The organism is Massilia polaris, from assembly GCF_012927275.1.
Classification (GTDB): Bacteria; Pseudomonadota; Gammaproteobacteria; order Burkholderiales; family Burkholderiaceae_D; genus Telluria_A; species Telluria_A polaris.
Map to the genome: position 1 here is coordinate 364,474 of NZ_JABBGG010000001.1, position 26,159 is coordinate 390,632.

The window sequence follows — 26,159 nt, forward strand, 5'->3', positions numbered from 1 at the left end:
GGCTTTGTGGGTGTGTGCCGAATGCACGTGGGGGCGTGCGCGACATTCGATGGATTCGATGAAAGCCCAGCAAATTTTCCGTTTTGTAACAATGCGCCCAAGACCGGATACTGCTGGGCTTGCCTTCTGGTAGTAATGAGCCGAAGGCGGTTCCGCACACCTTAAAGGATATGATATGAAGAAATTTGCGCTTTTCTGTCTCACAGCCGGTTTGTCGCTGACCGCGGTCGCAGCGCCTGAGACCTATGTGATCGACGGCTCCCACACCTACCCGCGGTTCGAGTACAGCCACTTCGGCTATTCGAATCAGGTAAGCCGCTTCGACAAGACCAGCGGCACGATTGTCATCGACCGCGCGGCCAAGATCGGTTCGGTCAACGTCACCATCGACACGACCAGCGTGAATACTGGCTTCCCGGTGTTCAACGACCACCTGCAGGGGGAGGATTTTTTCGATACGAAAAAATTCCCGACGATCACCTTCAAATCCAGCAAGCTGAATTTCGCGGGCGATAAGCCGAGCTCGGTAGACGGCGACCTCACCATCAAGGGAGTTACCAAGCCGGTCCGCCTCGACATCACGTCGTTCCACTGCATGCCGCATCCCATGTTGAAGAAAGACGCCTGCGGCGCGAATGCCATTACCAAGATCAAGCGCACTGATTTCAACAATGGCAAGTATGCCCCGTATGTCGGTGATGAAGTTACGCTGACGATCGCGGTGGAAGCGATCAAACAGTAACGCTGCCGCTGCATCGCAGCTTGCCGGGTTGCGGTGCGCAGCATGAACGGCCCCGCGCCTGCGCCGCTGTCTCTAGCCTTTCCCGACGCTCGATTAAATCGATCGTCACGTCGGCAATCAAGCGCTTTCTGCGACGGTTTAACCGGTGCATACTTGCATCACGGGTCGCCCCAAGCTCGCGGGTGGCGAATTTTTCACTTCGACTACTGTGCTGCGCGAGCGGCGTTTGGGAAAATTATGAAAAAGTCTTCGTACATTCTTCTGGCGGGTCTGACAGTGGCGGGGCTGGCCCATGCGCAGGCAGATTTGATTCTGACGAACGGCAAAATCGCGACCATGGTCAAAGAAGGCGAATTTGTCGAGGCAGTCGCCATCAAGGACGGGAAGATCGCAGCGGCCGGCACCAACGCTGCTGTGCTCAAGCTCAAGCGCGCCGACACCACGGTAATCGACGCTCAGGGCCGCACGGTGATTCCCGGCCTGAACGACTCCCACACCCACGTGATCCGCGCCGGGCTGAATTACAACATGGAACTGCGCTGGGACGGGGTGACGTCACTCAAACGGGCGATGGAAATGCTGAAGGAGCAGGCCGCGCGTACTCCCGAGGGGGAATGGGTGAAAGTGGTGGGCGGCTGGAGCGCACATCAGTTCGAAGAGAAGCGGATGCCGACCCTCGCTGAAATCAATGCTGCCGTCCCCGATAGGCCGGTGTTCATCCTTTACCTGTACGGGCTCGGCTACCTCAACAAGAAGGGGATCGAGGCGCTCGGCTACAGCAAAGAGACCAAATACAAGGATGGCGTTGTCGAGCTCGACGGCCAAGGCAAACCGACCGGACTGCTGGTGGCCAAACCAAATGCGATGGTGTTGTATTCGACGCTGGGGAAAACAAACAAACTCGGACGCGCCGAGCAGGTGAATTCCACGCTCCATTTCTACAACGAGCTCAATCGCTTGGGCCTGACCAGCGCAATCGACGCGGGAGGCGGGGGGCAGGCCTATCCCGACGACTACGGGGTGACCATCGAACTCGCACGCGCGGGAAAGATCACGGTCCGCACCTCGTATTTCTTGTTTGCGCAAAAGCCCGGCACCGAGCTGGCAGACTTTCAGCGCTGGATGACGCTGACCAAGCCCAACAAGAATGACCATATGGTGTATCCGAATGGCTTCAGCGCGGAGGGTGCGGGAGAAAACCTGGTGGCGAGCGCCGGCGATTTCGAAAACTTCCTTGAGCCGCGCCCTGATCTGCCGGAGCACATGGAGGGCGAGCTGGAACCTGTGATCAGATTGCTCGTCAAGAACCGCTGGCCGTTCCGCCTGCACGCTACCTATGCGGAAAGCATCGACCGGGACCTGGCAGTTATCGAGCGGGTCAATCAGGAGACGCCGCTCAACGGCTTGCGCTGGATTATCGACCACGCAGAGACGATCTCCGATGACCAGCTTAAACGTATCAAGAGAATGGGAGGGGGCGTGGCTGTTCAGAACCGCATGTATTTCCAGGGCGAGTCTTACTGGCAGCGCTACGGCGCCCAGACGCGCCAGATGCCGCCCATCCGCAAGATGCTCGAGATGGGCGTTCCGGTAGGCCTGGGTACGGACGGTACGCGAGTGAGCAGCTATGCGCCGTGGCCCGCGCTTTACTGGGCAGTGACTGGCAAGACCGCTGGGGGAATGAAAATGTGGCAGGACCGTGACGTGCTGAGCCGGTTCGAAGCGCTACGCCTGATGACGACCGGCAGTGCATGGATGAGCGGAGAAGAGCAGCTGAAAGGAACGCTCAGGAAGGGCCAGTACGCCGACCTGGTTGTCCTGCCAGACGATTATTTTTCTATACCGGCAGAGAAAATCAAAACGCTTGAGAGCGTCCTGACCATCGTCAATGGCCAGGTGGTTTATGGCGCCGGCCCGTTTAAGCCGCTGGCGCCCCAGCTGCCGCCGGTTTCGCCAGCGTGGAGCCCGGTCAACGCGTATGGCGGCTACCAGAACAAGTAGCGCGTTGGCTGCGCGGGGCGAATGTAAGGCAGCATTCTGGCCCATAGCCCTTCATCACTGCGCGGCCGCAGCCGACCCAGACGAACATCAAAGCTGAGCGGCACAATTAGTTTTCGGGTCGGCTGCTAGCGGTCGTCGGAGCAGCAAGGGCACTTGTGGTCGATTTAAACCGCAAGGGAATCGGACCGAAACGTAGGCAAAAAAAATCCCGCAGTTTCCGGCGGGATAAATTCCAATTCTTTTCTGAGGAGATTTGGAGGAGACAAGCTGATTGTGCTGCACTACAGCATTAGGGTCCAATTCTTTTTCTGAATACCGCATATATCCATAATGAATGCCGCAGCTACGGCGAAAAGGCGCTCACAGACCGCATCTCGCTCTCTGTAGCGGACCACTCGGGCATTTTGTGGACGACAAATGCGATGCGTGGTGGGCGAGCGCAAGCTTTAATTTGCGCGGGCACGCGAGGTGCAAAGTGAGGTTCTCGCTAGAGATTTTCACGTGGGCCAAGCATCCGAAAAGCTTCGTGTCGCTCGACAGCGCGGACCATCTGCTAAGCCACAAAAGCGATGCTGTCGACATCGCCAACGTCATTGCCGCCTGGAGCGAGCGCTATCTACCGCAAGCTCCCAGATAACCGTTGCGCACCAAGCAGCGCACCTAAGGCGCCGTTTGCTGTAGCGTCGTACGCCTGCCCATCGCTGAGCGCCGATCATGGCAGCCAGGCGATGGCTGCCATGCCGATGGAAGAGATGGCGGGATGCCACGACATGGATCCGGAGCAGCCCAGCCTGTGCCGCGCGTATGGACAGGCCGGGAATCAGTCGCTCGACAAGCCGGCAGTCCCGCCGCTGCAGCCTTTCCTGGCGGTCGGCTTTGGCCTTTCGGTGACTGCGCCGGATGCCAATCATCTTCCTGCTTTCGCATTCCCGCGCAACACCTTCCTTACCCGCGCGACGGCGCCTCCGCTTGCCATTCGCAACTGCTGCTTCCGCATTTAATCCTCCCGCTTGCTTTGCTTTCATTTCGCTGCGCGTCTGCGAGCGGCGCTGATCATGGCCACGCTTCCCTTCGCGCTGGCCGGCGGGGTCTGGCTGCTGTGGGCGCTTGGGCATCACGTGGCCGTTGCGAGCGCGGTCGGATTCATTGCGCTGGCTGGCGTGGCGGCCGAGTTTGGCGTCATCATGCTGATCTACCTGAAGCACGCGTGGGAAGACCGGATACGAGACGGCAAACATTCCGAAGCGGACCTGCTCGATGCGATACGCGACGGCGCGGTGTTGCGGGGGCGGCCCAAGGCGATGACGGTGGCGGTCATCATCGGCGGCCTGATCCCGATTGTCGTCGCTTCCGGCACCGGTTCGGAAATCATGCAGCGCATCGCTGCGCCGATGGTGGGCGGGATGATCACCGCGCCGCTGTTATCGATGTTTGTGGTGCCGGCGGTGTACCTGTTGATGCGTCGGCGCGAAGTGAGGTAGGCGCTCCCTAAGCCGTAAAGTTGCCGCGCCGGAATAAATCCTGGCGCTCCGCCGTTACGCTCTGGACCAGGCGGGAGTTGCGCGAACGCGACATTCTGGAAGGAATGGTCGCTTTCGGCAAATTTAATTTGCACAAAGAAAGGATTTGGCGATTTAAATTGGAAATTGCATACTAGAATAAACAACTGCTTGCCTTGACATTGCGCAAGGAATAGAGTGATTCTAATTCGCACTTGTATAGACAAGTATGTGTCGGCAGTGTGAAGGCGGGTTTTTGTATTGCAGCTTTGGAGAGCGATGCGCAATCAGCCAGGCTGGCGGTGGCGCAGGTGCATATGCAGCATAAATTAGCGGAGATTAAATGTCTTATAAAAATGTACCAACAGCAACAGCATTAGGTCTTTTACTGTTGAGCCAAGGCTCATACGCGCAGCAGGCAGCAGTACCCGGCAACACCGACAAAGCCGCTCCGATGGAGCGTGTGCAGATCACCGGCAGCCGCATTAACCTCAAGCAGGAACAGATTTCCGGCGTTGGTCCCGTCACGGTGATCGATGCGGACGCCATCCAGCGCTCGGGCGCCATTTCCATTGAGACCCTTCTGCAGCGCATGCCATCGTCGGCAGGTACCGCCGGCAACCAGGGCAGCGCCTACTGGACCAGCAACGGCTACGGCACCACCCAGGTCAACCTGCGCGGCCTCGGCATCGACCGCACCCTGGTACTGCTGAACGGCCGCCGCGTCGTCGCCGGCGGCACCGGCGCCAACAGCTCGGTCGACCTGAACATGATCCCGGTCGCGATGATCGAGCGCGTCGAGGTACTGAAGGACGGCGCATCCGCCATCTACGGCGCCGACGCCGTCGCCGGCGTGGTCAACATCATCACCAAGAAAGCCATCGACGGCGTCGAGATGTCTGTCCGCTACGGCAAGACCGGGCAGAGCGACGGCGAGGAAAAAGCCGCCGACATCGTTTGGGGCACGCGCAGCGACCGCGGCTCGATGATGGCCTCGCTGAACTACTCCGAAAGCGGGGACGTCAACCTGGCCTCTCGTGCGCCATGCGCACTGTTCGAGGACGACGGCAAGCTGGTCTGCTCGGGCAGCTCGTCGACCATCGGCGGTCGCGCGCGCCTTGCTGACGGGCGGCGCGTCAATTTCAACCAGGACCTGGGCGGCAATCCGCGCGGCTTCGAGACCTACTCCGCAGCCAAACACGGCTACAACAGCAACCCGTTCCTGAACGCGGTCAACCCGATCAAGCGCGTCGGTGTCAGCGCCTTCGGTAAATTGAACCTGAACGACAATGTCGAGCTGTTCACGGAATTGATGTTCACCAATCGCCAATCCGAGCAGCTGGCCACGCCCGGCGCGATCGGCGCCAACCGTCCGATCCGTATCGCGGCATCGCACCCGACCAACCCGACCGGCCAGGACCTGGTACTGGAACGCCGCCGCGTGGCTGAAGTCGGCCCGCGCAACTTCTTTCAGGAGACCAACACTTTCCGCATCGCTACCGGCCTGGCCGGCGCGATCAACGACAAGTGGGACTGGTCGGCATCGGTCAACTGGGGCCGCAATACCGGCGTCGACGGCATGACCAACATCATCAACCTCGACCGGGTCGATGCCACGCTGGACGCCGCCAACTGCGGCAAGACCCCGACTTCCGCACCTTGCGGCAACTACCTCGGCTACGGCAATCTTACCCCGGCGGTGCTGGACTACATCCACTTCGACACCCGCGACAACGGCGGCAACGACCAGAAGAGCTTCAATGCCGGCGTCAGCGGCGAGCTGTTCAACATGCCAGCGGGCGCGGTCGGCTTCGCGACCGGCTTCGAGTATCGCCAGGAAAAAGGCTGGCGCGATCCAGACAGCCTGATCGTCTCCGGCGCTGCCAATACCAACCGCCAGGACCCGATCGCCGGCGAGTACAGCGCGCGCGAAGTCTTTGCCGAATTGTCGGTGCCGCTGCTGGCCAAGCTGCCGCTGGTCGACTCGCTCACCCTGAACGGCGCAGCGCGCTATTCGGACTACAGCCTGTTCGGCTCGAAGAGCACTTACAAAGTGGGCCTGGACTGGCAAGTGATCCCATCCCTGAAACTGCGCGCCAACAAGTCGACCGCGTTCCGCGTGCCGAACGTACCCGAGCTGTTTGGCGGCGTGTCAGAGGGCAACCTGACCACGACCGATCCTTGCAACAGCTGGAACCTGCAAGACCCGAGCTCCAACATCTATAAGAACTGCCAGGCGTCGCGCGTGCCGGTCGGCTTCAAGCAGTTCGGCCCGTCGATCCTGACCACCGGCGGCGGCAACGTCAACCTGGAACCGGAAGACGCCGACACCTTCACCGTGGGCGCGGTGTGGACGCCGTCGAAGTCCGTCACGCTGACCCTCGACTACTTCAACATCGAGATCAATAACGCGATCGAAACGGTGCCGGGCTCGACCAAGCTGTCGGTCTGCTACAACTCGCCGGGCCTGGCGCACATCTTCTGCAGCCCATCGAGCTTCACGCGCGAGCCTGCGACCGGAGAGATCAACTTCCTGTCGTCGCAGCCAGCCAACGCGGCGCAGCAGCGCGTCTCCGGCATCGACCTCGGTGCGATGTACGACTTCCGTGCCTACGGCTGGAACGTGGCGCTCAACGGTGACGTATCACGCCTGAACCGCTTCGACGTCGCGCCATTCCCTGGCGGCGACATCATCGAGTACGCAGGCAAGATCACCGGCGGACGCGGCAGCTACGCCGAGTGGCGCGCCGCCACCGGTTTGACCGCGGCAAACGGTCCTTGGTCGGGTTCGTATAACATCCAGTACATCGGATCGGCGGACGACATCAATGCATCGGCAGGCGACATCGGTGCGCGCGCGCCGAGCGTGGCGTATCACAACGCCAGCGTGAAGTATGCGTTCAACAAGGCCATGACGCTGTCGTTCGGCGTCGACAACCTGTTGGACAAGGCGCCGCCGTTTATCCAGAGCTGGACCGACGGTAACACCGACACGATGACCTACGACCTGCTCGGCCGCCGCTGGCACGCGCGCCTGGGCTACCGTTTTTAAGTATTTGCCAACGCCGTACCCGCGCAGCCGCTAGTACCTGCGCGGGAACGGCGACTTTACATCGGAATCAGAATGCAATTATCTTTCTGGACACGCCGTGCCCATAAGTGGCTTGGGCTGGTCGTCGGCGTTCAGGCCCTGCTGTGGATGATCAGCGGCCTGTACATGGTCATCGTGCCGCTCGACGTCATCCATGGTGACCACCTTGCCCACGTTTTCACGGAGCCGCTCAAACCCGGCGCGACCCGCATCGCGCAGGATAAGCTAGCGGAGCTCTATCCGGGCATCACGTCCGTTCGCCTGAAGAACATGCTCGGCAAGGAAGTCTACGAGATCAGGCAGGGCAAGGACGCAGCGCTTGTCGACGTGACCACCGGAGCGAAGCTAAGCCCGCTGGACCGCGACACGATCATGGCCCTGGCGGAAGAATCCCACGTTGGCGAAGGCAGCATTCGCGGCATCGAATGGATAACCAAGGCGCCGTCCGAGGTGGGCAAGCGTCCGGTGCCGCTGTGGGCGGTCCATTACGAAGAAGCCGGCGACACCACGCTGTATTTTTCGCCGCACACCGGCGACCTGGTCGCACGCCGCCACAATCTGTGGCGCATCTTCGATTTCGTTTGGATGCTGCACATCATGGACTACGACACCCGCGACAACGTCAATAACACTTTGCTGCGCATCGCCTCGATGACAGGCGTCGCGTTCGCGCTCAGCGGCGCATGGCTGCTGCTGCACAGTTTCAAGCGGAGGAAGCAAGCATGACTCCCTGGATGAGGAAGATCCATAAGTGGGTGGGGCTCGTCATCGCCATCCAGTTCGTGCTGTGGATGGCCAGTGGCGTGGTCATGAGCCTTCTCGACGCGAAAAAGGTAGCGGGCCGCGAGTTCCGCATCATGCCGGCCGCCGCACCTGCCTGGCCTGGGAACGTGATGCCGGTCGATGCAGTGCTGGCAAAGAGCCGCGCGCAAGTGATGAACATCTCGTCGGGCTGGCTGCTTGACCGGCCCGTGTACCAGCTGGTGAACGACAAGGCCACCTGGATGGTCGATGCGGTCAAGGGAACCCCGGTGGCGCTTGACGAAGGCCTGGCGATGCGCATTGCGCAGGCATCGTACTCTGGCAGCGGCACGCCGGCCGGCGCGCGACTGCTCAACTACACGCCCGAGACCCGCAAGCACAAGGAGCCGGTGTGGGGCATCGATTTCAACGATGCCGATGACACCACCGTCTATGTGTCAGCCAACAGCGGCAAGGTGCTCGAACACCGCAACAGCACCTGGCGGCTATTCGACTTCTTCTGGATGCTGCACATCATGGATTACGTCGAGCGCGAGAACTTCAATAATAAGCTCCTCGTGACGAGCGCGGTGGGCGGCCTGTTCATGGCCCTGACCGGCGTGTGGCTGCTGGTCACCAGCTTCCGGCTGGCCGAGTTCATTCCGCAGCGGCTGCGCCGCGCCAGCAGCATCAATGTGTACGGCGACGACGGCGGCAAACTGCGCGCGGTTGCAGCATCGGCTGGAGACACCGTGTTCCAGGCACTGGCGCGCGACGGCCTGCAGCTGCCGTCCAACTGCGGCGGCGGCCAGAGTTGCGGCCTTTGCGGAGTGCGCTGCATTGGCAAAGCCCCCAAGCCGACCAGCGCGGACCGTGCGCTGCTGTCGCCTGAAAAGCTGGCGGCCGGCTTCCGGCTGGCCTGCAACCTTCCAGTCGACAGCAGTGTCGAGATCGAAGTCGCCGGCGGCGCTGCACTGTCAACGGAGTACGAAGCGACCGTCACCAGCGTGCGCGCCGTCACGCCGTTCCTGCGCGAGATCACGATCCGTCCGGATGCCAAAGTCGAATGCCGGCCGGGCTCGTACATCCAGGTCCACGTGCCCGATTACCAGCGCGACGCCGCGCACATCGAGCTGCCTGACGAACATCGCGACGCCTGGAGCACGCTCACGCTGCCGCAGCAGCTGGTCAACGCTGAGCCGCTGCGCCGTTCGTATTCGCTGGCGGTACCGGTGGAGAAGTGCGGCGGACAGCTGACGCTGCTCGTGCGCTTCATGCCAGGCGCACAGCCGGGAAAAGGATCGAGCTATATGTACACGCTGAAAGAGGGCGAGAAGGTCCGGTTCAGTGGCGCGTTTGGCGACTTCGCGATCAAGCCGGGCGGACGCGAGAAGGTCTTCATTGGCGGCGGGGCTGGCATGGCGCCGCTTCGCGCGATGATCCATTCACTGCTTGACGAGGGCGCGCGGGAGCCGATGCACTTCTGGTACGGTGCGCGCAGCCAACGCGATGCGCCATACGTCGACGAGATGAAGGGATTCGCCGACAAGCATCCGAACTTCAAATGGCAACTGGTGCTGTCCGAAGATGCTGGCGGCGCGGAGAATGTATCGGTCGGGCTGGTTCACGAGGCAGCGCGCGATGCGTTGCTGCAAAAGCATCCTGACCTGGGCATGTGCGACTTTTACCTGTGCGGGCCGCCCGCGATGCTTGAGTCGACTCTCGAGCTGTTAAAGGACCTAGGGGTAGACAGCGACCGTATTGCGTTCGACGATTTCAAGGTCTGAAGTGCGAGCAAGGGCTGGGCATTGCTGGCCGAATCGAACGGTTCGGCCAGCGGCCTGCGTACTCTTCGGGCCTGCTTGGATCAGCCGGCGCCCGGTGGTGAGGTTGAACTGAGAACGGCGGCAAACACCAGCGCTCCGGCAAGGACCAGTGATTCAACCTGCAGGATGAAGACGAATCTTTGCTCCTGCTTGCTCGATGGCGCGCCCGGCGCGCGCAGGCCGGCCAGCAAGCGTGGCATGACGACAAAGCGGTTCAGGCCACCAAGGGCCGCGGCGATGGCAACGAGCGCCAGCTTGAGCAGCAAGACTGTCGCATAGGGATTGCCGGTAATGTTCTCCAGGCTTCCCAGCCCTCGCCATGCGCTGATGAGCCCGGTGATGGCGATGCCAGCAAGTGCGATAGTTGCAGAATTCGACAACGCTTGCGTGTACTGCGCACGCTCCGGACCATCCTGGCCAGTCGCGCCTGGGAGATGGCGCAGCGTCACAAAGCCTGCGACCAGAACATCGCCGACCCACACGCTGATCAGGACCAGATGAATCCAGTCCGCAGCCATTGCCCAACTGATATCGCCGCCTGCGCCAGCGTGGCTGACCATGCTGCGCGTATACATGAACGCGCCGATGGCGGCCAAGCGCACAAGATCAGCAACCGGCCCGCGCTGCGGCGACCAGCGAAGTGTCGTCACCACGGTCACGACAGCTAGCGCCACCAGTCCGATTTTCCAGGAAAACCCGTAATGCGTTGCCGTCAACACGGCATCGATTGCCGGCGCGGCCTGTGAAAGAGCCACCTCCGCCATTGACGCGGCTTCGAGCCACAGCGCAGCCATATAAGTGAGCAGGGCAGTGGTGACGGACACCAGACCGACGCGGCGCAAGCTGACGCGGTTCCGCATTGCCCAATGCGAGCTACTCGCATGGAGCCAGCGGTCGGCCAGGCTGGCCCCTGTCAGCGCGGCCATGGACAGGTTCAGGACCACCGTCGCCGCGACCTGCGCAGCAGGAAGGTCGAGCGCCATTATTTAACCTGGAACGAAAACTCGCCTTTGACCTTGTGCCCGTCGCGCGTCAGCGTCGTCCACTGAACGCGGTACGCGCCACGAGTGAGCGCGGGAAGGGAGGCAACCATGACCTTCGCGTTCGCCTTGTCCACCGCGACTTTCAGCGGTTGGATCGCGGCGCCTTTTCCATCCACAAGCTTGATCTTGCTGAACGCCATTTCAAGCGGCTCGTTGAACTGAAGGCGCACTTCCTTCGGAGCAGGCGCCACGATTTCGTTGGCCTTTGGGGTCGACGCTTCCAGTTTGGCGTGGGCAAAGGCGGCCGAAGACATCGTCGCGGCCAGCATCATGGCGGCAGCGGCGAGCAGGTATTTTTTGTTCATGTGCTTCTCCTTGAGCGCGCGTGTTTGCTTGTGCATCCGGCGCAGCGGATGCACGAGGTCTTGTAAAAAAGCGTTTCGCTTACTTCGCTGGGACCAGTTGAACGACAGTGAACGCGCCGTTCACGCGCTCGGCGACGAACTTCACCTTGTCGCCGGCCTTGACCTGGGTGAGCATAGCCGGATCTTTCACGCGAAATACCATCGTCATCGCGCCCATGCCAAGGTTCTTCAGTTCCCCGTGGCGCAGCGTGATTTTGCCGGCTTCCTTGTCGGCTTTCTTCACTTCGCCGTCCGTCATTTCGACGGCATCGCCTTGATGGCCTGCGTGGGCCGAACCATGCCCGGCCTGGGCCGCCGCCATGCCGTGGGTTGCGTGTTCGCCGTGCTTTGCCTCCTGGGCAAAAGCGGTAGCAATGGACATCGCGGCAATCAGGGCTACTGCGGAGATTTTGGTGAATGCTTTCATGGTGAATCCCTTCATTGAATTTTAGTTGTAATGTTTGTACACGGTGATACGGCCATCCGCTCCGACCAGCAGGACATCGTAAGGATCTTTGCGTGGCCCTTCCATTCCTGGCGAACCCAAGGGCATGGCGGGCACCGCCAGTCCGCGTGCTTTCGGCTGTTCGGCGAGCAGGCGCTTGATGTCAGCCGCCGGAACATGGCCTTCGATGGCATATCCCTTTACCATGCCGGTGTGGCAGGATCCCAGCTGGTCGGGAATGCCGCCCTTTTCGCGGTAGTCCGAAGGATTCTCGACGTTCACGGCCTTGACGGCGAACCCGTGCGCCTTCAGGTGTTTCACCCACTCGCTGCAGCAGCCGCACTGCGCGCTCTTGTAGACCTCGATAACGGGCAGGGCGGCGCTGGCGGCAAGCGGAAAGCCCAGCGCGCCGGCGAGAACGGCTCGCGAAAGAATGTGACTTATCATGATTTCTCCTCTTCGGTTAGTGTCAACGATGTCCGCTGTGGCCTGAAGGCTTGCGCACGTTGAGTTCAATGTCGGGCCGCTTCTTGGCAACCGGCATGGCTTGTCCGCCGGCGGAGCTCTTCCGGACCGGCGCCGGGGTTTCGCCCTTCCATTCATAGGCAACGGTTCCGGCCGGATGCGTGTACCAGCCCGGATCCCTGTAGTCGCCAGGCTTCTGGTCTTTCCTTACCTTCAGCATCGTGAACATGCCGCCCATTTCGACGCCGCCGAACGGACCCTGGCCCGTCATCATCGGCAAGGTGTTGTCGGGCAACGGCATTTCCATATCGCCCATCGAGCCACCCTTGTCGCCCATGACCATGTAGTCGGGTACCAGGGCATTGATCTTCTCGGCGATACCACTGTGGTCGACGCCGATCAGGTTGGGCACCTCGTGGCCCATGGCGTTCATGGTGTGGTGCGACTTGTGGCAGTGGAAGGCCCAGTCGCCAGGGTCGGTCGCCACGAATTCGATTGCCCGCATCTGGCCAACCGCGATGTCGGTGGTGACTTCAGGCCAACGCGACTCGCGGCGCGTCCAGCCGCCGTCTGTCCCGGTGACTTCGAACTCGTGCCCGTGCAGGTGGATCGGGTGATTCGTCATCGTCAGGTTGCCGGCGCGGATGCGCACGCGGTCACCCTGGCGAACGTTCATCGTATCGATGCCCGGGAACGCCCGGCTGTTGAAGGTCCACAGGTTAAAGTCCAGCATGGTGTTGGTCTTCGGTGTGTAGCTGCCCGGATCGATATCGTAGGCGTTAAGCAGGAACACGAAGTCGCGGTCGACGGCGTGGTGCGCCGGGTTCTTCGGGTGGGTAACCCAGAAACCCATCATGCCCATCGCCATCTGAACCATCTCGTCGGCGTGCGGGTGGTACATGAACGTGCCCGGCCGCTTCGCCACGAACTCGTAGACAAAGGTCTTGCCCGGCTGTATGCCCGGCTGGGTCAGCCCGGTCACGCCGTCCATGCCGTTCGGCAGGCGCTGCCCGTGCCAGTGGATGCTGGTGTGCTCGGGCAGTTTATTGGTCACAAAGATGCGCACCCGGTCGCCTTCGACCACTTCGATCGTCGGGCCGGGGCTCTGGCCGTTATAACCCCACAGGTTGGCCTTCATGCCTGGCGCGATTTCACGCACCACAGGTTCGGCGATCAAGTGGAACTCTTTGACGCCGTTGTTCATCCGCCATGGAAGTGACCAGCCGTTCAGGGTCACAACGCCGTTGTAAGGGCGTCCGTTCGGTGGCGCCAGCGGTGGCTGCGTCTCGGCGCTGTTCATCACTGGCGCTTCAGGAAGGGTTGCTGCGCCGGCCCGGCTTACCAGTCCGGCGCCGACCAAGGCCGCTGCACCGGTAAAGAAATTTCGACGTGAAGTCATTGACTGTCCTTGTATTAATGTGCCTGGGGAGCATCGCCCGATGCCTCTGCGCGCATTTGCATTGCCGCGCCGCCCGTTCCGTTGATCGCCGCCTGCAGATCGGTTTCAGCGATCCAGTAATCGCGCTGGGCTTCGATCGATGTGTTGACGCTATTAATCTGCGCCCGCGCATCCGCCAGCAGTTCGAATACGCCGATCAGCATGCCGTTGTAGCGAAGCAGCATCTCATCCGAGATCTTCTTCCGCAACGGCACCACCTCGTCGCGGTAATGGCGTGCCAAGTCGTACGAGGTGCGGTAGGCCGAGTACGCCTCCCGCACTTCCGAGCGGGCCCGGATCGCCGCGTTCGCCGTACGGTGCACCGATTGCATGTAGATCGCCTCGGCTTTGGCGACACGCGATCCGCCCCAGTCGAACAGTGGAAGTTCCAGTTCGATCTCATAACCGTCCTCGCGCGGCGCATCCGTCGTGCTGCTGTTGGTGTAGCCTGCATGGAGCACGTTGATGAAACGGGTTGCCTTCGACAAGCCGAGCGCACTGGCCGTCATTGCCGCTTCGCGCTTGGCAAGCTGGATATCGAGGCGCTGTTCCATCGCCTGCGCCTCGCTGTTGCTACCGATGCCTGGCGCCGCAGGCAGGTCTGGCAAACGGTCGGGTAATGTGAGCGCGGCGTTGTCGCCCCACAAGCCCATCAGCCGGACAAGCTGCTCGCGCGCCACGGTGGCGTTATGCCGGCTGCGCGCCAGTTGCGCTGTCGCGTCCGCGTAAAAGGCTTGCTCCCGTGCCTGCGCAAGCTTGCTGAAGTTGCCCGCCTGCGCCATCCGTTTGGCGAGCTCGGCGCTCGCTTCGGCGGAGGCGCGCACCTGGTCCGAGTACAACGCCGTTTGCTGCGCTGCGACAGCATTGAAATAGGCTTTGCGGGTCTCTGCCGCGTGCCGGACAGCGTCAGAAGCGGCCTGCAGCTTGGCGAGCTCGAAACGGCGGCCTTCGATCTTGCTCCGTACTGGAATCGTCAGGAGTCCGACGATGTCGAACATGATGGCGCGCTCGATCTCAACCTCGTGGCCCCCGGACATCCGGCCAAACGAGAAACTTGGGTTGCTCATCCATCCGGCTTGCACCAGGTCGGCCTCGGCGATACCAAGTTGAGCAAGCGATGCTTGCAGGCCTTTATTGTTCAGCAATGCGACTTGCACGGCGGTGTCCGCAGTCAGCGGCTTGCCCAGCAGCTGGGCCACCTTACCGTCGACCGTCGCAGTTTCCGCGCCTGGCCTGGAAAACTGCACCGACTGGCCAGTACGCGCGTTGGTCATCGCGGAGACTGCGTCGAGCCCACCGTCTTTGGAAAACGTCGAGCAGCCGGCCAGCAGGACGGCGACGACGCCGAGCGTGAGCAAGCGGATACGTGTTGGTGGAATAGATATGTGCATAATATTTTCGCCTGATCAGTGCTTGCTGTGATCAACCGGCGTGTGCTTCGCTGCCGGCGCTGGCGACTTCGGCGGGCTGGCGTGGTGTCCCGCATGCCCGTCGGACTGCGCGACCTTGTCGTTTGCGGCGCGCCAGCGCATGTCCGGCGTCGCCTCGTCGTCAGTTCCCACGGCCGGAGCATAGTCGGCAAACGCGGACTGATAGGCAATTGCCGGGACGGCAGCCTTGGCATCACGTGGGTCGGGTTGTACGGATGCGCTCTGTGCCAGGGCGGCAAACGGCAACGCGGCCATCAAGCCGATGGCGATGGATTGTTTCAGTGTCAAGGTCATTCCCCAAAATCGATGGTATGGATGTGCGAAAGCACAAACGATTTATCCGACGTTATCGCGCCACGGACAGGGCGTGTCCGTGCGTTATCGGATCAAACGATCAAGCGGACATGTTTCGGGGAGGGCGTTTCAGGCCATCGGGCACGAACCCGACAACCGATGGGGAAAGCGAAATGACGACAGCCTCTGCGCCGGTAAGGGCAGGAAGGGGACTGAACGAAGAAGGGGGCGCAACGGCGCCGATGCAGAAATTAGAGCAGGCACTGCACGTGGAATGACCGGGACCGTCCGATGCATCGTGAGAGTCAGGCGAGGAGGGCGAATCCGTGAGCGCAGCGGTCGTGTCCACGCCGCCGTGCTGGTGCCCCATATCGCCGTCGTGTCCATGATGATCGGCAGCTGCCGACATCGTCTGCTGATGCACAGGACCACAAGACATGCCCATAGCTGCGGCGCCCGCGTGCAGCGGTACCAGAGCCATCAGAAGCCAGAGCAGAAAGGTCTTGAGGGTGCGTTCCATTGCGTAAAGTATAGCATGAAGCATTTCGCCGAAGTCAACACCAGGCGACCGCCCCGCGATGGTCATCGCTTCGGGTCACTGCTTGTCCGGGTACCCGGCTTCGCTAAGCACCGTGAGGAAAGCGCTCTCGTCCAAGGCGCTTTCGACCCGAACTTCACGCGCAGGCGGGTCGGTTTCGATGCGGGCTTGCGGGTCGACGCTCAGCAGCGCCTTGGTGACGGACTTGGCGCAGCCGCCGCAGGTCATGTTTGGAATGTAGAAACGAAGCATCTTGATCTCCTGGTTGCTTACTGTGTCCGACTAATATGGGGTTTGACAGCGTGATAAGGTCAAACGCTTTTTAGCGAAATTTTTTACTTCGACTCAATGGCGAAATTCTTGCCCCCGCGTTTGAGCGAACCCGAGAAGGGATGGCCATCGAAGATCGCTGACCTCGGCTGGGTAAGAACGATGCTGAGAAAGCTTGTGCGCGTTCACCTCCGCTCACGAAAGCGTCAGCGTGGCGGCGCGATCGCGTGACGAGGCGGGCGTGTCGACCCCAAACCGAGGCGTCCTATGTGGAGCCTGTGAACGCTGTTCCGCCGCCGCTGCGGCGGTCGGCTCAGCCAAATCCGCGATGATCGGGCAATCCGGGCGGTCATTACCGTGGCAGTGATCGGCCAGGTGCTCGAGCGTTTGCGCCATCGCTTGCAGTTCGGCGATCTTCGCCTTCAGTCCGGCGACATGGGACAGCGCCATCGCCTTGACGTCGGCGCTCGCGCGCTCACGGTCGCGCCACAAGACCAGTAGTGCCGAGATCTGTTCGACAGAAAAGCCAAGGTCGCGTGCGCGACGGATGAAGCGAAGGCCATGCACGTCCGGCGAACTGTAATGTCGGTAGCCTGCATCAGAACGACTAGCTTGCGGCAGCAAGCCAATCTGTTCGTAGTAGCGAATCATCTTCGCCGAGACGCCGGAGAACTTGGCCGCTTGACCGATATTCATCATTCTAGCCACGCCTTCAGCGTCCGGCAGTCAGGACAAGTCGGTGTCGTGTCGATGCTTACTTGGGGATGAGATGCGCTAGCCATGACGGCCTCCTTAACTTGTTTTGGTATTCAGTCAGGCGCGGCTTCGGCCCGGGATCAATGCTCGTTCACCAGGCGTGACTTGGGCGATGCCGCCCCGTTTGCCGGCCTCTCGGTGCGGGTTTCGACCGTCATCGGTGCGCGCAAGCGCTTGAGCCGGAGCGCGTTGCCGAGCACGAAGACACTGGAGAGCGCCATTGCGGCCGCGGCGACGATCGGCGAAAGCAAGGTGCCGTTCACCGGGTAGAGCGCGCCCGCCGCGACCGGGATCAGCACGGCGTTGTAGGCGAAGGCCCAGAACAGGTTCTGCTTGATGTTGCGGATCGCCGCCTTGCTGAGCGCGATGGCATTCGGCACGCCGCGCAGGTCGCCCGACATCAGCACCACGTCAGCCGCCTCGATCGCCACATCGGTTCCGGTGCCGATGGCGAGACCAACGTCCGCTTCGGCGAGCGCCGGCGCGTCGTTGATGCCGTCGCCGACGAAGGCGACCCGCGCGCCATTGATCCGGAACCTCTTCAGCGCCGCGACCTTTTCGTCGGGCAAGACCTCGGCCGCGACGTCATCGATGCCGAGCTGCCTGGCGATCGCCGCGGCCGTCGCTGCGGTGTCGCCGGTGATCATCGCGACCTTGAGTCCGAGCGCGTGCAGCGCCTCGATCGCCGCGGGCGTCGTCTCCTTGATCGGATCGGCGACCGCGATCACCGCCGCCAGGCGGCCGTCGATCGCGCCATAGAGCGGACTCTTGCCTTGCTCGCCGAGCCGCTGGGCGGTCGGCAGGAAGCGCGCCACATCAAGACCGAGCCGCGTCATGAACCGGTCCGCGCCGACGGCGACGCTCCGACCGGCGACCTTGGCCGACACGCCGAAGCCCGGTGTTGCGTCGAAGCTGTCGATGGGGGCGAGCGTGATGTCCCGCTGCTTTGCGGCTGCGACGATCGCTTCGGCGATCGGATGCTCGGAGCGGGTCTCGACCGCCGCAACGAGAGCCAGAACTTCGTCGTATTCGAAGCCCTCGGCGGGAACGAGGTCGGTCAGCTCGGGGCGGCCTTTGGTCAGCGTGCCGGTCTTGTCGAGCGCGATGACGCTCACATCGCGCAGCGCCTGCAAGGCTTCGCCCTTGCGGAACAGAATGCCGAGCTCGGCCGCGCGGCCCGTGCCGACCATGATCGAGGTCGGCGTGGCCAGCCCCATGGCGCACGGGCAGGCGATGATGAGAACCGCGACCGCATTCACGAGCGCGAAGGTCAGCGCCGGGTTCGGACCGAAGATCAGCCAGGCCAGGAAGGTCAGCGCGGCCGCTGCCATCACCGCCGGGACGAACCACATTGTCACCTTGTCGACCAGCGCCTGGATCGGCAGCTTGGAACCCTGCGCTTGTTCGACGAGGCGGATGATTTGCGCGAGCACCGTGTTCGCGCCGACCTTGGTGACGCGGTAACTGAAAGCGCCGGTCTTGTTGATCGTGCCGCCGACGACTTCGGCGCCCACCCCCTTCGACACGGGCACCGGCTCGCCGGTGATCATGCTCTCGTCAACATACGAGGCGCCCTCGACGACCTCGCCGTCGACCGGAATCTTCTCGCCCGGACGAACGAGCACGCGGTCACCGGTGGTCACCTGGTCGAGCGCAATTTCGACCGTCTCGCCGTTGCGCTCGATGCGCGCGGTCTTGGCCTGAAGTCCGACGAGCCGCTTGATCGCCTGCGAAGTTCGCCCCTTGGCGCGCGCCTCCAGCGTGCGTCCGAGCAGGATCAAGGTCACGATGACCACGGCGGCTTCGAAATAGACGTTGGTGGTGCCCGGTGGAAGCACTTCGGGGACGAAGGTCGCGGCCACCGAATAGCCGTACGCGGCCGCCGTGCCGAGCGAGACCAGCGAGTTCATGTCGGGGGCGCCGCGCAGCAACGCCGGTACGCCCTTGCGGAAGAAGCGCAGACCCGGACCGAACAGCACAAGGGTGGCGAGTGCGAACTGGATATGCCAGCTGGTCTGCTCACCCAGGACCCCCATCACCCAATGGTGCATGGCCGGAATGAGGTGCGCGCCCATCTCGAGGATGAAGACTGGCAAGGTGAGGATGGATGCAATGAGCAAAGCGCGCCGCAGCGCCCGTGCCTCGCTCTCACGACGCTCGGCGTCCCGATCGCCCGCAGTCGCCGTTTCGGCGGACAGGCGGCGGGACTTGTAACCCGCCTGTTCGACCGCCGCTTCAAGGTCGGCCGTTGAGACGACCCCGGCAAGGTGGCGCACCCGCGCGCGCTCGGTCGCCAGGTTCGCAGTGGCTTCGAGCACCCCCGGGATTTTCGCGAGCGCCTGCTCAACCCGGCCCACACACGACGCGCAGGTCATGTCCTCGATCGCGAGCTCGGTGGTCTCTTCGCGGACCGCGTAGCCGGCGCTTGCGATGGCGCGGACAGCCGCCCGCGGATCGGCCAAGCCGGTGAAGGTGATGTCGGCGCGTTCGGTGGCGAGATTTGCCGCGGCGGTCTGTACGCCTGGGATTGCTTTCAGCGCGCGCTCGACACGGCCGACGCACGATGCACACGTCATGCCTTCAACCGGCAGGCTCAGACGAACCCCTTTGGATATGGATGGATTGGAGCCTTGTTGGAGGGCAACGGAAGCCATGGAACTACCCCTTGAGTGTTTTGTTGAGGAATAGCTTGAAGCTTCCCACGAGGGCAAGGTCAAGGCCCGTGGGTGATTTTTTTCGCGAAACGCAAGCTCGGAATGCTGCGGCTCCGCCGCAGTCGTGATCCGCTTCCTCGCAAATTACGCAGCCCGCCCGTTTCTGCTTGACCTTTCCATCGTTGGAACGATGACAGTGACCTCACTACATCTTGGAGGGCCCTTATGTTAGAGCTAAAATTCGGCCGCACTGACTCACACACCGTCATGGCGACTGGGCGTGTCGCAGACACCAATGGAAGTCCGGGAAGTATGCGGAACGAGCAGGTGGCCGACCTGGACGAGAACAGCGGTGCGGTGCTTGGTACAACAGTCGAGGCAGCCAGGCCTGGCACGCTAATTAGCCCGTGTATTATCTGTCGATATCGAAAGCCGGCTGGGCGGACCGGGGAGGGCGCTAATGCCTAAGGTCACGATATTGCCCCATCCAGAACCCGCGCCAACCGGGGCTGAAGTGAACATCCGTGCGGGAACAAGCATCTGTGATGCGCTACTGGTCAACAAGATCGACGTCGAGCACGCATGTGGAAAGGTAGGGGCTTGCACGACGTGCCATGTCATTGTCCGCAGTGGATTCTCGTTTCCTACGCCCTCTACACGGAAGGCCAGGAAATCGAACACACCCGCCGCTTGTCGCTGATGGGCGATTTGCACCGGGCGATCGGTTGCAGCGAACTGCATTTGTATTGCCAGCCTAAGGTCGACATGCGCTCGCGCCGCGTATGCGGCGCCGAGGCGCTGGTGCGCTGGTGCGCTGGCAGCATCCGCGGCACGGGATGATGTCGACGATGGAATTCATCCAGCTGGCCGAACGCGCGGGCATGATCACGCCCTTGACGAACTGGATCCTGGAGGCGGCGTTCAGCCAGAGCCATGCATGGCGCAAGGCAGGGCTGGACTGGCCGCTGGCGGTTAACCTGTCGGCACATGACCTCTACGATCCCGCTATCGTCGACCGCATCCGCGCGCTGTTTTCCCGCTGGGACGTGGCGCCGGAACTGATTCAGTTCGAGCTGACCGAGAGCGCCCTGATGAGCGATCCGGCAGCGGCGATCGAGACGCTCAGCGCGCTGAAACGATTGAACGTCAAGCTGTTCATCGACGACTATGGCACCGGCTACTCGAGCCTGAGCTACCTGCAAAAACTGCCGGTTGACGCGATCAAGATCGACCAGTCGTTCGTCCAGGCGATGGTGGCGAGCCGCGAGTCGGGCGTGATCATTTCATCGACTATCGAGCTTGGCCACAGGCTCGGGATGGAGGTCGTGGCCGAGGGCGTCGAAACGCGGGAAGCGTGGAACTGCCTGGCCGCGCTCGGATGCGATGTGGCGCAGGGCTACCTGATCAGCATGCCGATGCCGGCGGCCCAGCTGAAGCAATGGGAACGCGGCTGGGTGTAGCCGATGCCGGCCGGCCCTGGGCACCGGCCGGCACGCACTAACTTGCCAGCTCACCGATTCGTGCATTGCGGCGTACCGCCTGCGGCGGCTGGCCAAAGACGCGCAGGAAGGCGCGGCGCATGCGCTCGCGGTCGGAAAAGCCGGTTTCATTGGCTATGGCGTCCATCGACAAGCGGCCTTGCTCCATCAGCAGGCGGGCCGCCTCCGCCCGCAGGTGCTCGACCGCCTTGGCCGGCGACTGCCCGGTTTCGAGACGGAAGGTGCGGCTGAACTGGCGCGGACTGAGGCGCGCCACGTCGGCCAGTTCCTCCACCGACAAGGTGCTACGCAGGTTCTTTTTGGCGAAGTCGACGGCAGTCTGGATGCGGTCCGACTTGGGATCGAGCTCCAGCAACGCCGAAAATTGCGACTGGCCGCCGGCGCGCCGATGGTAGAGCACCATGTTGCGGGCCACCATGCGGGTCAGTTCCGCACCGTAATCATCCTCCACCATTGCCAGGGCAAGGTCGACGCCGGCCGACATGCCCGCCGAGGTCCACACATTCCCGTCCTTGATGTAGATCCGGTCCTCGTCTATCCTGAGCAAGGGATAGCGGTTCTGCAGGTCGCGCGCGACGGCCCAGTGGGTGGTTGCGCGCCGCCCGTCCAGTACGCCGGCCTCGGCCAGGATGAAAGCGCCGATGCAGGGCGCCGCAACGCGGCGCGTTGTTTGCACGCTGTTCCTGATGAAATGAAGCATGCCCGCGCTCGATGGCGCCGGGTGCATGCCGGTGCCGACGATGACAGTATCGAACGGGGTATCGCCGAAGGCTTCGGTTTGCACCGCAAACCCGGCCGAGGTCGCGACCAGCCCCCCTGCTTCGGAGAGCAGGCGAATGCGGTACAGCGCGTCGCAGGCGACCAGGTTGGCAACTTCAAACACGCTCGTCGCCGCAAAACCCATCACCTGGAAACCGGGGAAGACCACAAATCCTATGTCGCGCATAGCGCTGCTCCTTGCGTGAAAATCGATGTCCTGAAACGCTGTATATATGACCTTTGAGTCAAACGCAAGCGGGCATATGATAGCTCTTACTCACCGCGACCCGCGGTGGCCACCTGAAAGAGAAACACGATGAACCCGAATCCCTCGAAAGGCACAGCGCTGGTCACCGGCGCATCGACCGGTATTGGCGCTATTTACGCGGACCGCCTGGCGCGCCGCGGCTATGACCTGATCCTTGTCGCGCGCAATCGCGAGCGCCTTGAGGCGCTGGCACACCGTATCAGCACAGACACGGGCCGCAAGGCCGAAGTGCTCGCCGCGGACCTGAACGACCAGGCCGGCCTGGCCAGCGTCGAGGCCGTGCTCGGCTCCGACATCCCGTTGACGCTGCTCGTGAACAATGCCGGCGTCGGGGCGACGGCGCCGCTGCTGGCGTCCGACATCGACAGCATGACCAGCATGATCAACCTGAACGTGACGGCGCTGACCCGCCTGACCTACGCAGCCGTTCCTGGCATGGTCAAGCGGGGCGGCGGAGCGGTGATCAACATCGCTTCCATTGTCGGTATCGCGCCCGAGCTGCTCAATGGTGTATATGGCGCCAGCAAGGCGTTCGTGCTGGCCTTCAGCCAGTCGCTCAGTCACGAGCTATCGGACAAGAACATCCGCATCCAAGCCGTCGCCCCGGGTGCGACCGCGACCGATTTCTGGGACATCGCCGGAACGCCGGTGGCGCACCTGCCGGGCGAAATCGTGATGCGCGCCGAGGACATGGTCGATGCGGCGCTTGCCGGTTTCGACCAGGGCGAACTGATCACCATCCCGTCGCTGCCCGATGCCGCCGATTGGATTGCCTACGAGGCAGCCCGCCAGAAGCTGCTGCCGAACCTGTCCAGGCAGGCACCGGCGGCGCGGTATGGACATGCAAGGGTATGACACCGATGGCCGGCTTAGCGGCTGGCCAGCCCCTTGAGCAGCAGCCGCGCTTCCAGGCCGCCGCCTTCGCGGTTATGCAGCGACAGCTCGCCGTCCATCGCCAGCGTCAGCTGGCGCGCGATCGCCAGTCCCAGGCCGGTGCCGCCGGTGTCGCGGTTGCGCGAGTCCTCCAGCCTGTGGAAGGGTTCGAACACCGCGTCGAGCGACTCCGCCGGGATGCCCGGTCCGCGGTCCAGCACGGAGATCGCCACCAGGCCGTCGACGACCGAGACTGACAGTTCGGCCATTCCGGCGAACTTCAGCGCGTTGTCGGTCAGGTTGCCGATCACGCGGCGCAGCGCCTGTGGCCGCGCCAGCATCGGCGCGCCGACCCTGCCATGCAGGGTGACCGCCTTGCCGGCGTCGGTGTAGTCGCACACCACAATATCGAGCAGCGCGTCGATATCCACCTTGCACGGGGCTTCCGTTGAGCCGTGCAAGGTGCGCGCGTACACCACGCCCTCGCGCACCAGCGTCTCCATTTCATGCAGGTCCTGGCGCAGTTTGACGTGTTCTGCGCGGTCCTCCATCAGGTCGAGCCGAAGGCGCATGCGGGTAATCGGCGTTTGCAGGTCGTGCGAGATCGCCGCGAGTATCTGCATGCGGTCAGTCATGTAGGTGGCGATGCGGTCCTGCATCGCATTGAACGCCCGGGCCGCTATCGCCACTTCGGCGGGCCCGTCTTCGGGCAGGCGTGCCGCGTTCAGGTCGGGTCCCAGGGTATCGGCAGCCATCGCCAGCTGATGCAGCGGCCGGGTGGCCAGGCGCACGGCCAGCCAGACGCACGCGCCCAGCAATGCAACCTGCAGCAGCAGTACCAGCGGCAGCCAGCGCGACACCGGCACACCCGACATCGGGCGGATGTCGATGGTCAGCGGCGTGCCGTCGCTCAGTTGCAGGTGTACCTGCAGCCGTTCGCGCGCCCCCGGCACCGCGTTGGCGGTCAGGGCATAGCTCTTGCCGATGCCCTGGGCGATCGATTGGGCCACCGCGGCCGACAGGAGGGCGTCCGGAGGGGAGCCCGTCACACCCGGATCGAGGACGAATTCGTAACTGCGGCGGGCGAGGCGGGGCAGCCAGGCCACACGCTCCTGCGGCGGCAGATGATCGAGCAAGGCCACCGAACTGGCGACTTCGCGCTCGATATAGCCCATCATCATCGTCATGGTGGCCTGGTCGCGTTCGGTCATGGTGAGCCAGACCGACAGCGACTGCGCCAGCACCAGGCCCATGCAAAAAATCAGCGCCAGCCTGGCAAACAGCGTGCGCGGCCAGGGCAGCTTCACCGGTGTTCCTCGACCACCGTCACCACCGCCGAAAACACATAGCCTTCGCTGCGCAAGGTTTTTATGTAGCGCGGCTCGCGCGGGTCGTCGTTCAGGCGCTGGCGCAGGCGGCTTACCAGCAGGTCGATCGAACGGTCGAACTGGTCGGCGTCGCGGCCCTGGGTCAGGTTCAGCAGCTGGTCGCGGTTGAGCACCCGTTGCGGATGGTCGAGGAACACGCGCAGCAGGCGGAACTCGGCGCCGCTCAGCGCCACCATGGTGCCGTCACGGTATAGCAGGTGGCGCGCGGTGGTATCCAGGCGCCAGTCGCCGAAGGCGATGATTTTGGCAGCCTCCGTGACCTGGAAATTAGGCGGGAGCATGCGCGCGCGGCGCAGGATCGCATTCACGCGCGCCAGCAGTTCGCGCGCGGCAAAGGGCTTGGTCAGGTAATCGTCGGCGCCCATTTCAAGGCCGAGGATGCGGTCGCTCTCGTCCGAACGCGCCGTCAGCATCAGGATCGGCATGTTGCGCATCGGGCCGCTACGCAGGTCGCGGCACAGGCTCAGGCCATCTTCACCGGGCAACATCAGGTCAAGCACGACCAGGTCGACGGCGCCATCGGCTAATGCGGCGCGCATCTCGCGGCCGTTCGCCACGGCCGTGGCGCGCAGGCCGTTCTTTTCCAGATAGGCCGCGAGCATGTCGCGGATCTCGCGATCGTCGTCGACGATCAGGACGTGGTTCATATTCCCCATCAGGCGATCATACTCCATCGCGCCGCTCCGGGCGAGTAACGTGGATCAGCTTGCACTGGGCCGGCGTGGTCGCCTCAACGGAGATGCCACCGAATACAAAGGCAAGGACGGCAAGCAAGCGCTTCATGGAAGGTCCGATCAGTTGCTGAAGTAGGTCGGGTTGCGCGCCACATGGACGGTCACGCCATTGGCCTGGGTATCGCGCGGTGCGATCTTTTCAAGGGCGAACTGGTTCGTGCTGGGCCAAGTGCGGAAGTGCCAGCTGAACTCCTTGCCATCGACGGCAAACTTGACGGTCTCGCCGTCGACCACGTTGACATGCTTTGTCTTAGGCTTGATTTCGATGGTGCGTTCGGCGGCGGTGTTGGCGACAGCGACGCCGAAGTCGGCGCGCTCGCCGGTTGGTCCGGCGGCGCTGGCGCCAGTGGCGATGGCGGCAGACAGGATCAGGAGGGCGGCGTGTTTCAGGTTCATCATGGTAGTTCCTTTAGATAGGTCGACGCGTTAGTGCGCCGATGTGTTCATTAAACCGGGCCTGCGTATCGGGCTGGTGTCGCGAAGGGCCCGGTTGCGTAAGCCTGTGTGTACCGGCCGCGCCGGTACACAGTGGGATACAAATCGTTTCACTCTGCCAGCAGGCGCTTGATGGCCGCTTCGGTCTCGGCGTAGTCGCCTTCGCCGAAATGGGTGTAGGCGATGCGTCCCTTTTTGTCGATCAGGTACACCGCCGGCCAGTACGAGTTGTTGTATGCGCTCCAGGTGGCGTAGCGGTTGTCCTGCGCCACGTGGTAGCCGATGCCGAAGCGCTTGATGGCGTCCTTCACGTTTTCGGTCTTGCGCTCGAACCCGTATTCCGGCGTATGCACGCCCACCACGACCAGGCCATGGTTCTTGTACGCCTGGTGCCATTTCTTTACGTAGGGCAGGGTGCGTATGCAGTTGATGCAGGTGTAGGTCCAGAAATCGACCAGCACGACTTTGCCGCGCAGTCCTTCGATGGTCAGGGGCGCGCCGTTGAGCCAGGTGTCGATGCCCTGGAAGGCGGGCGCCGGGATCGGGGTGCGCAGGTCCGCGGCCAGCGTGTGGGACGACGCTGCAAGTGCCAGCGCCACGGCGGCGAGGTGGTGAAATGGGTTCAT

General features: G+C 62.6%; 24 protein-coding genes and 3 pseudogenes. 12 read left to right on the forward strand and 15 right to left on the reverse strand.

The window, feature by feature from the left end:
- Positions 1-175: 175 nt before the first annotated feature.
- The 8 genes and pseudogenes from HHL21_RS01735 to HHL21_RS01770 all read left to right on the forward strand — a co-directional run bounded on the left by HHL21_RS01735 (position 176) and on the right by HHL21_RS01770 (position 9,861).
- Positions 176-742: a YceI family protein gene (locus HHL21_RS01735; protein ID WP_169463520.1), complete on the forward strand. Its 567-nt coding sequence runs from the start codon at positions 176-178 to the stop codon at positions 740-742.
- 237 nt (positions 743-979) lie between these two features.
- Positions 980-2,743, forward strand: a complete 1,764-nt coding sequence (locus tag HHL21_RS01740; RefSeq protein ID WP_169463521.1) for an amidohydrolase — start codon at positions 980-982, stop codon at positions 2,741-2,743.
- A gap of 475 nt (positions 2,744-3,218) precedes the next feature.
- Positions 3,219-3,380, forward strand: a complete 162-nt coding sequence (locus HHL21_RS01745) for a hypothetical protein (protein ID WP_229495832.1) — start codon at positions 3,219-3,221, stop codon at positions 3,378-3,380.
- 91 nt (positions 3,381-3,471) lie between these two features.
- Entirely contained in the window at positions 3,472-3,744 is a 273-nt protein-coding gene (locus HHL21_RS01750) for a hypothetical protein (RefSeq protein WP_169463522.1), read from the forward strand.
- Positions 3,745-3,753: 9 nt separating this feature from the next.
- A pseudogene (locus tag HHL21_RS01755) lies at positions 3,754-4,224 on the forward strand (efflux RND transporter permease subunit); the annotation flags it as partial.
- Between the two features lie 409 nt (positions 4,225-4,633).
- Entirely contained in the window at positions 4,634-7,294 is a 2,661-nt protein-coding gene (locus HHL21_RS01760) for a TonB-dependent receptor (RefSeq protein WP_229495835.1), read from the forward strand.
- A gap of 72 nt (positions 7,295-7,366) precedes the next feature.
- Positions 7,367-8,059, forward strand: coding sequence for a PepSY domain-containing protein (locus tag HHL21_RS01765; RefSeq protein WP_169463524.1), 693 nt, complete (start codon positions 7,367-7,369; stop codon positions 8,057-8,059).
- Positions 8,056-9,861, forward strand: a complete 1,806-nt coding sequence (locus tag HHL21_RS01770; protein WP_169463525.1) for a 2Fe-2S iron-sulfur cluster-binding protein — start codon at positions 8,056-8,058, stop codon at positions 9,859-9,861. Before HHL21_RS01765 ends, HHL21_RS01770 begins: the two co-directional genes overlap by 4 nt.
- Before the next feature lie 80 nt (positions 9,862-9,941).
- Here HHL21_RS01770 and HHL21_RS01775 read toward each other — a convergent pair whose 3' ends face one another.
- The 10 genes and pseudogenes from HHL21_RS01775 to HHL21_RS01820 all read right to left on the reverse strand — a co-directional run bounded on the left by HHL21_RS01775 (position 9,942) and on the right by HHL21_RS01820 (position 19,577).
- Positions 9,942-10,883, reverse strand: a complete 942-nt coding sequence (locus tag HHL21_RS01775) for a CopD family protein (RefSeq protein WP_169463526.1) — start codon at positions 10,881-10,883, stop codon at positions 9,942-9,944.
- A complete protein-coding gene (copC, locus tag HHL21_RS01780; protein WP_169463527.1) occupies positions 10,883-11,248 on the reverse strand; it encodes a copper homeostasis periplasmic binding protein CopC in 366 nt (121 codons plus the stop codon). The genes HHL21_RS01775 and copC overlap by 1 nt, the downstream gene beginning before the upstream one ends.
- Before the next feature lie 79 nt (positions 11,249-11,327).
- Positions 11,328-11,714 (reverse strand): copper-binding protein, encoded by a 387-nt coding sequence (locus HHL21_RS01785; RefSeq protein WP_169463528.1) that lies wholly within the window; start codon positions 11,712-11,714, stop codon positions 11,328-11,330.
- Between the two features lie 21 nt (positions 11,715-11,735).
- Positions 11,736-12,179, reverse strand: coding sequence for a DUF411 domain-containing protein (locus HHL21_RS01790; RefSeq protein ID WP_169463529.1), 444 nt, complete (start codon positions 12,177-12,179; stop codon positions 11,736-11,738).
- A 22-nt stretch (positions 12,180-12,201) separates the two neighbouring features.
- Positions 12,202-13,596, reverse strand: coding sequence for a multicopper oxidase family protein (locus tag HHL21_RS01795; RefSeq protein WP_169463530.1), 1,395 nt, complete (start codon positions 13,594-13,596; stop codon positions 12,202-12,204).
- A gap of 14 nt (positions 13,597-13,610) precedes the next feature.
- On the reverse strand, positions 13,611-15,026 hold the full coding sequence (locus HHL21_RS01800) for a TolC family protein (RefSeq protein ID WP_229495837.1): 1,416 nt from the start codon (positions 15,024-15,026) through the stop codon (positions 13,611-13,613).
- A 15-nt stretch (positions 15,027-15,041) separates the two neighbouring features.
- Positions 15,042-15,353 (reverse strand): hypothetical protein, encoded by a 312-nt coding sequence (locus HHL21_RS01805; RefSeq protein WP_169463531.1) that lies wholly within the window; start codon positions 15,351-15,353, stop codon positions 15,042-15,044.
- 601 nt (positions 15,354-15,954) lie between these two features.
- Positions 15,955-16,149 carry a heavy-metal-associated domain-containing protein gene (locus HHL21_RS01810; RefSeq protein ID WP_169463532.1) on the reverse strand — a complete coding sequence of 65 codons (195 nt, stop codon included), beginning with the start codon at positions 16,147-16,149 and terminating at the stop codon, positions 15,955-15,957.
- A gap of 333 nt (positions 16,150-16,482) precedes the next feature.
- Positions 16,483-16,863: pseudogene (gene cueR / locus HHL21_RS01815) on the reverse strand (Cu(I)-responsive transcriptional regulator); the annotation flags it as partial.
- 140 nt (positions 16,864-17,003) lie between these two features.
- A complete protein-coding gene (locus tag HHL21_RS01820; RefSeq protein ID WP_169463533.1) occupies positions 17,004-19,577 on the reverse strand; it encodes a heavy metal translocating P-type ATPase in 2,574 nt (857 codons plus the stop codon).
- Between the two features lie 460 nt (positions 19,578-20,037).
- Here HHL21_RS01820 and HHL21_RS01825 point away from each other — a divergent pair.
- The 3 genes and pseudogenes from HHL21_RS01825 to HHL21_RS01830 all read left to right on the forward strand — a co-directional run.
- Positions 20,038-20,217 (forward strand): annotated as a pseudogene (locus HHL21_RS01825) (2Fe-2S iron-sulfur cluster-binding protein); the annotation flags it as partial.
- On the forward strand, positions 20,160-20,417 hold the full coding sequence (locus tag HHL21_RS21500; protein ID WP_229495988.1) for a hypothetical protein: 258 nt from the start codon (positions 20,160-20,162) through the stop codon (positions 20,415-20,417). The pseudogene HHL21_RS01825 and the gene HHL21_RS21500, both read left to right, overlap by 58 nt.
- A gap of 8 nt (positions 20,418-20,425) precedes the next feature.
- Positions 20,426-21,037 carry an EAL domain-containing protein gene (locus tag HHL21_RS01830; protein WP_229495958.1) on the forward strand — a complete coding sequence of 204 codons (612 nt, stop codon included), beginning with the start codon at positions 20,426-20,428 and terminating at the stop codon, positions 21,035-21,037.
- 37 nt (positions 21,038-21,074) lie between these two features.
- Here HHL21_RS01830 and HHL21_RS01835 read toward each other — a convergent pair whose 3' ends face one another.
- Positions 21,075-22,022, reverse strand: coding sequence for a GlxA family transcriptional regulator (locus tag HHL21_RS01835; protein ID WP_169463535.1), 948 nt, complete (start codon positions 22,020-22,022; stop codon positions 21,075-21,077).
- A 129-nt stretch (positions 22,023-22,151) separates the two neighbouring features.
- Here HHL21_RS01835 and HHL21_RS01840 point away from each other — a divergent pair, with 129 nt between their 5' ends.
- On the forward strand, positions 22,152-22,958 hold the full coding sequence (locus HHL21_RS01840) for an SDR family NAD(P)-dependent oxidoreductase (RefSeq protein ID WP_169463536.1): 807 nt from the start codon (positions 22,152-22,154) through the stop codon (positions 22,956-22,958).
- Between the two features lie 14 nt (positions 22,959-22,972).
- On the opposite strand, the gene HHL21_RS01845 is transcribed toward HHL21_RS01840, so the two are convergent.
- From HHL21_RS01845 to HHL21_RS01860, 4 genes are all read right to left on the reverse strand, one after another.
- Positions 22,973-24,229, reverse strand: a complete 1,257-nt coding sequence (locus HHL21_RS01845) for an ATP-binding protein (protein ID WP_169463904.1) — start codon at positions 24,227-24,229, stop codon at positions 22,973-22,975.
- Positions 24,230-24,279: 50 nt separating this feature from the next.
- A complete protein-coding gene (locus HHL21_RS01850; protein WP_169463903.1) occupies positions 24,280-25,020 on the reverse strand; it encodes a response regulator in 741 nt (246 codons plus the stop codon).
- A gap of 138 nt (positions 25,021-25,158) precedes the next feature.
- Positions 25,159-25,497, reverse strand: a complete 339-nt coding sequence (locus HHL21_RS01855; RefSeq protein ID WP_169463537.1) for a CzcE family metal-binding protein — start codon at positions 25,495-25,497, stop codon at positions 25,159-25,161.
- A gap of 146 nt (positions 25,498-25,643) precedes the next feature.
- Positions 25,644-26,159: a thioredoxin family protein gene (locus HHL21_RS01860; RefSeq protein ID WP_169463538.1), complete on the reverse strand. Its 516-nt coding sequence runs from the start codon at positions 26,157-26,159 to the stop codon at positions 25,644-25,646.